Source organism: Micromonospora haikouensis, from assembly GCF_900091595.1.
Classification (GTDB): domain Bacteria; phylum Actinomycetota; class Actinomycetes; order Mycobacteriales; family Micromonosporaceae; genus Micromonospora; species Micromonospora haikouensis.
Genome location: NZ_FMCW01000021.1, coordinates 136,684 through 146,874 on the forward strand (window position 1 = coordinate 136,684; position 10,191 = coordinate 146,874).

Below are 10,191 nucleotides of genomic sequence, written 5' to 3' on the forward strand. Positions count from 1 at the left end.
CTGCGGGCCGCCCGGAGCGGGATCCCACGTCCCATCGCCCGGAATCGTAGCCACCCTCACCTGCGAACGCAGGTCGGCCGACACCATGTCGGCGACATGGCGGTGTTCCGGCCGCCCTGATACCGCCATCTGGCCGACATGCTGTCGATTCGGCGGGCGGCAGGGCATGTTGGAGACATGGCCCACGACAAGCACGCCGGGCACGACAAGCACGCCGGGCACGACCCGGAGATGTTCCGCCGCCGGTTCTGGGTCTGCCTCGCGCTGACCCTGCCGATCGTCGTCACCAGCCACATGGTGATGGACTGGTTCGGCTACTCGCTGGAGTTCCCCGGCCGGGCCCTGGTCGGCCCGGTGCTCGGCTCGGCGGTCTTCTGGTGGGGCGGGTGGCCGTTCCTGGTCGGCGCGGTCCGGGAGCTGCGCGACCGGGCACCCGGGATGATGCTGCTCATCGCGATGGCGATCAGCGTGGCGTACGTCGCGTCGCTGGCCACCAGCGCCGGCGCGTTCGACCTGGACTTCTGGTGGGAGCTGGCGGCGCTGGTCACCATCATGCTGCTCGGGCACTGGCAGGAGATGAAGGCGATCGGCCAGGCCCGGGGCGCCCTCGCGGCGCTGGCCGCGCTGCTGCCCGACGACGCGGAGCGGGTCGGGCCCGACGGCGGCACCGAGCGGGTCCCCGTGGCCGCGCTGCACGTCGGCGACGTGTTGCTGGTCCGGCCCGGCGGTCGGGTGCCGGCCGACGGCCGGGTCGTCGACGGGGCCGCCGAGCTGGACGAGTCCATGATCACGGGCGAGTCCCGCCCGGTCGCCCGGTCGGTCGGCGACCGGGTGGTGGCGGGCACGGTGGCCACGGACTCCGCGCTCCGGGTCGAGGTGCAGGCCACCGGCGAGGAAACCACCCTCGCCGGCATCCAGCGCATGGTCGCCGAGGCCCAGCGCTCCAGCGGCCGGGCCCAGGTGCTCGCGGACCGCTTCGCGGCCTGGCTGTTCTACGTCGCTACCGCCACCGCCGTGGTGACGGTCGTGGTCTGGTCCCTCCTCGGCGACACCGACGAGGCCGTCGTGCGGACCGTCACGGTGCTGGTCATCGCCTGCCCGCACGCGCTGGGGCTCGCGATCCCGCTGGTCATCGCGCTGTCCACGGCGGTGGCGGCGCGCTCCGGCATCCTGGTGAAGAACCGTCTCGCGCTGGAGCGGATGCGCACCGTCGACGCGGTGCTGTTCGACAAGACCGGCACCCTCACCCGGGGCGAGCACGCCGTGACCGGCGTCGCGGCCGTCGCGGGCACCGGCGAGGACGAGCTGCTGCGGCTGGCCGCCGGCGTCGAGGCGGACAGCGAGCACCCACTGGCCCGCGCGATCGTCGCCGCCGCCGAACAGCGCGGCGGCCCCGCACCGGCCACCGGCTTCCGCGCCCTGCCGGGCCGTGGGGTGCGGGCCACGATCGACGGCACGGAGTACGCCGTGGGCGGGCCGGCCCTGCTGCGCGAGCTGGGCGTGGGCCTCCCCACCGAGCTGGAGCAGGCCGCCGCCGACTGGGCGGGGCGAGGGGCCGCCGTGCTGCACCTGGTCCGCCTCCCCGGCACGGTGCTCGGCGCGCTCGCCCTCGCCGACGAAGTACGCCCCGAGGCCCGCGAGGCGATCGCCGAGCTGCGTGCCCAGGGCATCCGCACCATCGCGATGATCACCGGGGACGCCCGAGCGGTGGCGGACGCGGTCGCCGCCGACCTCGGCTTCCGTGCCGGTGTGGATGAGGTCTTCGCGGAGGTGCTGCCGGCCGACAAGGACGGGAAGGTCACCGAGCTGCAACGACGTGGGCTGACGGTGGCGATGGTCGGAGACGGGGTCAACGACGCCCCGGCGCTGGCCCGCGCCGACGTGGGCATCGCCATCGGGGCCGGCACGGACGTGGCGATCGAGTCCGCCGGGGTGGTGCTCGCCTCGTCCGACCCGCGCGGGGTGGCGGCGGTGGCCCGGCTCTCCCGGGCGTCCTACCGCAAGATGGTGCAGAACCTGGCCTGGGCGGCCGGCTACAACGTGGTGGCCCTGCCGCTGGCCGCCGGGGTGCTGGCCTGGGCGGGGGTGGCACTGAGCCCGGCGGTCGGGGCGATCCTGTGTCGGCGTCCACGATCGTGGTGGCGCTGAACGCCCAACTGCTCCGCCGGGTCCGCCTCACCCCCGGCTGATCCCGGCCGGGGCCGCAGCCCGGCCCGCGGTGCCGGGTCACATTCCGCGCCCGCATCCGCGAGGCGAGGCGAGTCGACCCCGGGCGAGGCTCTAGCGTGGTGGTGTGGGGACGACGGCGGCGACGGGCGGGCGGTGGGGTCGCCTCGCGCTGCTGCTCTGCACCCTGATCGGCCTCGCCGCCATGCACACCCTCGGCCACGGCGCACACTCCGGCGGCACCCACGCCGGTCACGACGGGGCAGCACCGCGCGACGGCCACCCGGCCCCAGCGGCGTTCGCCGACGGCGCGGCTGTCCCTGCGACGCTCGCCGGCGGCACGGGTGGTCCCGTGGCGCTCGCCGGCGGCACGGGCGGCCTCGTGGCGCCCGCTGTCCCCGTCGCGCTTGCCGGCGGCGCGGATGCGCTCTGGGCGTTCGCCGGTGGAATGGCCGTCCGCGTCGGCGGCATGGTCGCCGCCGCCCTGGGTGCCCGCGCTGGCTGTCCGGCTGGTGGGTGTGCGCCCGCCCGGCTGCTGCCGGACGGTGGTGGCGCCGACGGGCCGTCCGGGTGGAGCGCCTGCCTGGCGGTGCTCGGCGCGCTCGGGGTGGCCCTGCTCGTCGCCGTGCTCCTGCTGACCCGTGCCCGGGCACCCGGCCCGCCCGGCTGGCAGGCCGGTGGCGTGTCCGCCGGGCCGCGCGCCCCGCCATCCCGCCCGCTCGGCCTTCGGCTGGCCGAGGTCTCGGTGTCGCGTACGTAGGACGCCCCGGCGCGGTGCCCGGCTCTGCCGGTGACCCGTGTCTCCGTCCTGCCCTCGTACGTGACCGAGACCGAAGGATTCACCATGACCACTCGTACGACCGCGCGCCGTGCCGCCCTTGCCGGCGTGGCCCTGACCGCCGTCCTCGACCTGGCCGCCTGCGGCTCCGCCGACCACGGTTCGCCCAGCCACGACCAGCCGGCCGCCGGCACCGCCGCTGCCGGCGCCAGCGCCGCTGGGACTCCGACGCGCGGGCCGGCCGCGTTCGGCGACGCCGACGTGATGTTCGCCCAGATGATGATCCCGCACCACCGGCAGGCCGTGGAGATGGCCGAGTTGGCCGAGGCCCGCGCCGCGGACCCGGAGGTCAAGCGGCTCGCCGCCGCGATCAAGGCCGCCCAGGCGCCGGAGATCGCCACCATGACCGGCTGGCTGACGGGGTGGGGCCGGCCGGTCCCGTCGCCTGCCCCGGGGCACGGGCACGGCATGCCGGAGATGGACCACGAGATGCCGGGGATGATGTCCGAGGCGGACATGACGAAGCTGGCCGGCGCGCGCGGCGTCGGCTTCGACCGGCAGTTCCTGACCATGATGATCGCCCACCACGAGGGCGCGATCACCATGGCGAGGGAGGAGTTGGCCGAGGGGGCGAACCCCGAGGCCAAGGCGCTGGCCCAGCAGATCGCCACGAGCCAGCAGGGCGAGATCGACCAGATGAGGAAGATTCTCGGCCGGCTCTGACGGCCGGGCGCCACGATCATGCCGGCGAGGTGGGGGTGTCCGCAGCTCGGGATGCCCCCATGTCGCCGACATGAAGTCGATCAAGCGCCTGTCGGCGCGCGAGGCGAGCCGCGAGCAGCCCGGGGCGAGTCGCGAGCCGCGAGCCGCGCTGCGCGGGCGGGGTCACAGGGCCGGGCGGGGTCACAGGGCCCGGCAGCGTCAGTGGGGCCGGGCGTCAGTGGGGCCGGGCGGGCGTCAGCCGCGCTTCATGAGGCGGCCGACGGCGGCCATCATCTCGGTGGCCATCTCGTCGGCCCGGCCCTCGACCGCGCCCTCGTGCAGGCAGTGCCGGGCGTGCCCGTCGAGCAGGCCGAGGGCGACCTTGTCCAGGGCCGCCTGGATCGCGGAGATCTGGGTGAGCACGTCGATGCAGTAGCGGTCCTCGTCGACCATCTTCTCGATGCCGCGGACCTGACCCTCCACGCGGCGGAGCCGCGCGAGCAATTGGTCCTTGCTGGCGGTGTACCCCCGGGTCGGGGCGGGCGTGGGGCCGGTCATGCGACCGAGATTACCATACCCCTCGGGGGTATGGTACGGTTTCCCTGCGTCGGATACCCCCACCCGGTATTCCTGGCGTTCCTGAGACGGTGGTCCGCCTCGCATTTACCCCCCGGGGGTAACGTGAGGTGCAGCGGAAGGAGAGAGCGATGGTCAGCACGACGTACGAGGTGCGGGGGATGAGCTGCGGGCACTGCGCCGGCTCGGTCGTCACCGAGGTCGGCGCGATCGACGGCGTCACCAACGTCAAGGTGGACCTGGAGGGCGGCCGGGTCACCGTCACCAGCGACAACCCGCTGGACACCGAAACCGTGCGCGCCGCCGTCGACGAGGCCGGATACACCCTCGTCGACGCGTGACGCCGCCCCCCCCGCGGAGAAACTGAGGCACACGATGAACACGGCGACGAAGCTGAGCGGCTTCGCCCTCGGCCTGGCGGCGGTGTTCGGCGCGGCGTACGGGGTCGGCCAGGTGGTCGGCCCCGTCACCCCGGCCGCCGACGTCCGCCACGACGCCGACGCCCCCGCCCACGGCACCACCACCCATGCCGACGCCGGGGACGCGCCGGCCGCCCACCTGCCCGGCGGGCTGCTCGTCTCCGACCGGGGCTACACCCTCGCCCCGCTGGCCGCACCGGCCGGCGAGTTCGCCTTCCGGATCACCGGCCCCGACGGGCAGCCGGTCACCCGCTACGAGGTCGCGCACGACAAGCGGATGCACCTGATCGTCGCCCGGCGGGACCTCTCCGGCTTCCGGCACGTCCACCCCGAGGCGGGGCCGGACGGCACCTGGCGGGTGGCGTCCCCGCTCGCCGGCCCCGGCGTCTGGCGGGCGTTCGCCGACTTCACCCCGGCCGGCGGGCCGGCGCTGACCCTCGGCGTCGACGTCACGGTCCCCGGCGCGCTCGACGCCCGGCCGCTGCCGCCGCCCGCCACCGCCACGACCGTCGACGGCTACACCGTCACCCTGGCCGGCGCGGCCCAGCCCGGCCGGGCCAGCCGGCTCACCCTGACCGTCAGCCGGGACGGCACGCCGGTCACCGACCTGCAGCCGTACCTCGGCGCGTACGGGCACCTGGTGGCCCTGCGGCAGGGCGACCTGGCGTACCTGCACGTGCACCCGGAGGGCGTTCCCGGCGACGGGGCGACCCCGGCCGGGCCGGCGGTCACGTTCTCCGCCGAGTTCCCCTCGGCCGGGAGCTACCGGCTCTACCTCGACTTCCGGCACGGCGACACGGTGCGCACCGCCGAGTTCACCGTCGTCGCCGGCACCCCCGCCGGAGCCGGCCCCGGCGCGTCGGGCGCACCGACGACGACCGGCACACCGACGACGACCGGCACACCGGCCGCCACCAGCACCCCGACCGCCGACGCCGGCCACGGCGCCCCCGGGCACGGGCACGACTGACGGGAGGCAGCGATGAGCTCGCCCACGCGACCGCTACCGGTCGCACCGAACCGCATCGAGCTGGCGATCGGCGGCATGACCTGCGCGTCCTGCGCCGCGAGGATCGAGAAGAAGCTCAACCGGATGGACGGCGTGACCGCCACGGTCAACTACGCCACCGAGAAGGCCACCGTCTCGTACGCCGACGACGTCACCCCCGACGACCTGATCGCCACCGTCACCAAGACCGGCTACACGGCCGCCCTGCCGCCCCCACCGTCGCCCTCGCCATCGCCCGAGTCGGCCACGGCCGCCGCCGAGCCGGTGGACGAGCTGCGCGGGCTGCGTACCCGGCTCTGGGTGTCCGTGGCCCTGGCCGTGCCGGTGGTCGTGCTCGCCATGGTCCCGGCCTGGCAGTTCGACTACTGGCAGTGGCTGTCGCTGACCCTGGCCGCCCCGGTCGTGGTCTACGGCGGCCTGCCGTTCCACCGGGCCGCCCTGATCAACCTGCGACACGGCGCGGCCACCATGGACACCCTCGTGTCGCTGGGCACCCTGGCCGCGTTCGGCTGGTCGCTGTGGGCGCTGTTCCTCGGCGACGCCGGCATGCCGGGGATGACCCACCCGTTCCGGCTCGACATCACCCGCACCGACGGGGCCGGCAACATCTACCTGGAGGCGGCGGCCGGGGTGACCGTGTTCATCCTCGCCGGCCGCTACTTCGAGGCGCGCTCCAAGCGGACCGCCGGTGCCGCGCTGCGCGCCCTGCTTACGCTGGGTGCGCGGGACGTCGCCGTGCTGCGCGACGGCGTGGAGACCCGGGTCCCGGTGGACCGGCTCGCCGTGGGGGACCGGTTCGTGGTCCGCCCCGGCGAGAAGATCGCCACCGACGGGGTGGTCGACGAGGGCACCTCGGCCGTCGACGCCAGCATGCTCACCGGCGAGTCCGTGCCGGTCGAGGTCGGCCCCGGCGACACCGTCGTCGGCGCGACCGTGAACGCCGGGGGCCGGCTGGTGGTCACCGCCACCCGGGTCGGCGGCGACACCCAGCTCGCCCAGATGGCGCGGCTCGTCGAGCAGGCCCAGACCGGCAAGGCGGCCGTGCAGCGGCTGGCCGACCGGATCTCCGGGGTGTTCGTGCCGATCGTGATCGCGCTCGCCGCCGGCACCCTCGGCTGGTGGCTCGGCGCGGGGGCGGGTCCGACGGCCGCGTTCACCGCCGCCGTGGCGGTGCTGATCATCGCCTGCCCGTGCGCCCTCGGCCTGGCCACCCCGACCGCGCTGCTGGTCGGCACCGGGCGCGGCGCGCAGCTCGGCATCCTGATCAAGGGCCCGGAGATGCTGGAATCCACCCGGCAGGTCGACACGGTGGTGCTCGACAAGACCGGCACGGTCACCACCGGCCGGATGACCCTGGTCGACGCGCTGCCCGCCGACGGCGAGGACGCCGCCGAGGTGCTCCGGCTCGCCGGGGCGCTGGAGGCTGCGAGCGAGCACCCCATCGCCCGCGCCGTGGCCGCCGGTGCCGCCGACGCGGGGCCGCTCGCCCCGGTCACCGGCTTCGCCAACGTGGAGGGTCTGGGCGTCACCGGCACGGTCGACGGCCGCGAGCTGACCGTCGGGCGGCCCCGGCTGCTGCGGGAGCGCGGACTCGACGTACCGGATGAGATCGAGCGGGCGGTGACCGACGCGGAGGCCGCCGGCCGGACGGCGGTGCTGGCCGGCTGGGACGGCCGGGCCCGGGGGATGCTCGCGGTGGCCGACGTGGTGAAACCGACAAGCGCGGCGGCCGTCGCCGGGCTGCGCGCCCTCGGCCTCACGCCGATCCTGCTCACCGGCGACAACGCCACGGTGGCGCGGGCGGTGGCCGCCGAGGTCGGCATCGACGAGGTGACCGCCGAGGTGCTGCCCGCCGACAAGGTCGACGTGGTGAAGCAGCTCCAGGCCGACGGCCGCACCGTGGCGATGATCGGCGACGGGATCAACGACGCCGCCGCCCTCGCCCAGGCCGACCTGGGCCTGGCCATGGGCACCGGCACCGACGTGGCGATCGAGGCCAGCGACCTGACCCTCGTCCGGGGCGACCTGACGGCCGCCGTGGACGCGATCCGGCTGTCCCGCCGCACGTTGGCGATCATCAAGGGCAACCTGTTCTGGGCGTTCGCCTACAACGTGGCCGCCCTCCCGCTGGCCGCCGCGGGCCTGCTCAACCCGATGATCGCGGGCGCGGCGATGGCCTTCTCCTCGGTCTTCGTCGTCGCCAACAGCCTCCGCCTGCGCCGCTTCCGGCCGGCCCGCGTCGGTTGAGGGTTTGGCGGGCCGCGTCGGGGTACTGGATGGGTGTCGCACCACCGCAGTGACCAGGACGTTGGAGGTTCATGATGGGTTTCGATGACAAGATCGCCAACGCGTCCGAGGACGCCGCCGGCAAGCTGAAGGAAGGCGCCGGCCGGGCCACCGACGACGAGCGCCTGGAGGCCGAGGGCCGCAACGACCAGGCCAAGGCCAGCCTCAAGCAGGCCGGCGAGAAGATCAAGGACGCATTCAAGAGCTGAGTCGTACGTCCCGTCGCGCGCGCCGGGTCGGCCCCTGTTGCCGGCCCGGCGCGCGCGCGTTCGTGCCCGCTTGCGGCTGTGACCTCGGCGGGCCGACGTGCCGGGGTCGACGGCGGCCGGCATGCTGGGACGGTCCACCACCGAACGGGGAGAACATGTCTCGTCCTGCCGTGACCGCGCTCCGCGCCGCCGCCCTGGTGGCCGTGCTCGCCTTCGGCGCCGGCTGCCAGTCCGACGACACCGCCGACGACCCGGCAGCCGCGCCCGCCACCGCCGCGCCCACCGCCTCCACCGCGCCGACCGATTCCGTTGAGCCGTTCGCCGCAACCTCGACGCCGTCGGCGTCCACGCCCGCCGTGACCGCCGCCAACACCGCAGAGGTGTGCGGGGAGGTCGACCGGCTGATCCTCGCCGGCAGCAAGAAGCTCGCCGCCGACTCGGCCGCCATCACCCGGGACAAGGAGACCACCCCCGACGAGCTCAACGACCGGCTCAAGCGGACCATCGCGGGGCTGGCCGGCGACGTACGCAGGCAGGCGGCGCGCGCGGAGGACCCGGAGATCGAGAAGCTGATCACGGACGTCGCGAAACAGCTCGACGGGGGCGCGAAGGCGGCCAGCCCGGCGAAGTGGCTGGGGGAGACGTTCGTCGACATCCCGCCGAAGCTGGCCCGGGACTGCCACGCCTGACCCGAAGAGCTTCTCTTTGAAGGAGCATTCGGCAATAGACGGCGCACCGCCCCCGGCTGTCCGGGCCGGGGGCGGTTGCGTGTCAACGACGGCTCTCCGTGCGCTTGGGTGAAGGCGGTGCCGGCGCTGCTGACCATTCGACAGTGAGCGACGGTGTGGCGTGATGGAGGTGAGCCGTGACGTCGAGCAACGGCGAGAGAATTCCCGAGCGTCCGACTGCTGAGCATGTGCCGGCAGAGGACTTAACCCGTCGGCAGGGTGTGTGGCCGATCGCCTCCGTTGACGACCTGGCCCGGCCGGACCTATTTGAGTCCGACGGAGAACTGGACGACTTCCTCGCCGACTTGTACGCCGCCCGGTGGGTCGGTCCGGACCTTCGCCATACGGTTTAGGAGGGCGGAAGGACTACCGCCTGCTAATCATCCAAGCGGTCGTCCACCGAACTTGGCCTACCACCTCGGCCACGACCGGCTATGTGAATGCCCGCACAGCCGAGCCGACTTACCTTCGGCATACGGTCTCAATGCCTAACGCCGCCGCTGGTGTGGCCATGCTCTTCCGCACCGGCAACACACGCGCTGTCCCTCCACGACCTCGCTTGGAGACTCCTCCTGAGAAACCGGACAGTAGTCATTTCCGTTAGTCATATTAACTCTGCACCTTCAGTGCGAAATGGAAGTGCCGTAAGGCGCTGCTGATTCCCGAGGGATGCGGCCGGGGTTCCGGCGAATGCCTCGCGGGCAACGGTAGTGGAAGGGTCGTTCGGTATCAACTATAAATTTGATGTACGTCAATTATTGGGGCGCTTGACCAGGTGCAAGGCTGTCAGATTGAATCTGAGTGCCCGACGGGAGTCGCTGGAGGGGGGTGTCGGACGATTTGGATCAAGGGGATTCTTATTTATCTAGTTTAAAGTTGGGTAGGGTGCGGCGGGCGGAGGCGCTGTTCTCGCAATCGGCATTGCGAGATAGGCGGACGCGGACGATCTCGTGCTCGAAGTTGGCGAGCTGGCCGAAGGGCCGCTAGTACGGCAGCCGCCGTTTGAGATGTTGCTGGTGGGGGCCGGGTAGACGGGGTACGGCCACCGCGTGATCGTCTGTCTGCTGTGGACATGACTTCAGATCTGGCGGTGGCCGCGTGTCACAGCGTAGACCCTGGCCGGTGGCGGCAGGTCCTGACCGGGGTGTGTGATGCGTTCGCGGGCCGGTTCGGGCGGGTGGAACCGCGTCGGACGGCGGTGGCGTTCGTGACCGGGTTGCTGGCCGATATCGAGGTCAAGACGTGTTGGCAGTTGGCGCAGCGGGCCGGGCATGCCCGGCCGGACGCGATGCAAAGGTTGTTGTACCGAGCGGTTTGG

Annotated in this window: 8 protein-coding genes and 2 pseudogenes; 9 read left to right on the forward strand and 1 reads right to left on the reverse strand. The window is 73.5% G+C overall.

Annotated features, from left to right (window positions below; translation table 11 throughout):
- The first annotated feature begins 138 nt into the window (after positions 1 to 138).
- From GA0070558_RS21605 to GA0070558_RS21615, 3 genes and pseudogenes are all read left to right on the forward strand, one after another.
- Positions 139 to 2,189: pseudogene (locus tag GA0070558_RS21605) on the forward strand (heavy metal translocating P-type ATPase).
- 104 nt (positions 2,190 to 2,293) lie between these two features.
- Positions 2,294 to 2,926: a hypothetical protein gene (locus tag GA0070558_RS21610; protein ID WP_091283082.1), complete on the forward strand. Its 633-nt coding sequence runs from the start codon at positions 2,294 to 2,296 to the stop codon at positions 2,924 to 2,926.
- A gap of 84 nt (positions 2,927 to 3,010) precedes the next feature.
- Positions 3,011 to 3,667 carry a DUF305 domain-containing protein gene (locus GA0070558_RS21615; protein WP_091283119.1) on the forward strand — a complete coding sequence of 219 codons (657 nt, stop codon included), beginning with the start codon at positions 3,011 to 3,013 and terminating at the stop codon, positions 3,665 to 3,667.
- Positions 3,668 to 3,901: 234 nt separating this feature from the next.
- On the opposite strand, the gene GA0070558_RS21620 is transcribed toward GA0070558_RS21615, so the two are convergent.
- A complete protein-coding gene (locus GA0070558_RS21620; protein ID WP_091283084.1) occupies positions 3,902 to 4,204 on the reverse strand; it encodes a metal-sensitive transcriptional regulator in 303 nt (100 codons plus the stop codon).
- A 149-nt stretch (positions 4,205 to 4,353) separates the two neighbouring features.
- Between GA0070558_RS21620 and GA0070558_RS21625 the strand changes: the two genes are divergently transcribed.
- From GA0070558_RS21625 to GA0070558_RS34505, 6 genes and pseudogenes are all read left to right on the forward strand, one after another.
- Positions 4,354 to 4,563, forward strand: a complete 210-nt coding sequence (locus tag GA0070558_RS21625; RefSeq protein ID WP_043961619.1) for a heavy-metal-associated domain-containing protein — start codon at positions 4,354 to 4,356, stop codon at positions 4,561 to 4,563.
- A 34-nt stretch (positions 4,564 to 4,597) separates the two neighbouring features.
- On the forward strand, positions 4,598 to 5,611 hold the full coding sequence (locus GA0070558_RS21630) for a DUF8832 domain-containing protein (RefSeq protein WP_091283086.1): 1,014 nt from the start codon (positions 4,598 to 4,600) through the stop codon (positions 5,609 to 5,611).
- Positions 5,612 to 5,623: 12 nt separating this feature from the next.
- On the forward strand, positions 5,624 to 7,897 hold the full coding sequence (locus GA0070558_RS21635) for a heavy metal translocating P-type ATPase (protein WP_091283088.1): 2,274 nt from the start codon (positions 5,624 to 5,626) through the stop codon (positions 7,895 to 7,897).
- A 74-nt stretch (positions 7,898 to 7,971) separates the two neighbouring features.
- Entirely contained in the window at positions 7,972 to 8,145 is a 174-nt protein-coding gene (locus GA0070558_RS21640) for a CsbD family protein (RefSeq protein ID WP_043961622.1), read from the forward strand.
- 170 nt (positions 8,146 to 8,315) lie between these two features.
- Entirely contained in the window at positions 8,316 to 8,834 is a 519-nt protein-coding gene (locus GA0070558_RS21645; protein ID WP_091283090.1) for a hypothetical protein, read from the forward strand.
- Positions 8,835 to 9,963: 1,129 nt separating this feature from the next.
- Positions 9,964 to 10,191, forward strand: a pseudogene (locus GA0070558_RS34505) (IS701 family transposase); the annotation flags it as partial.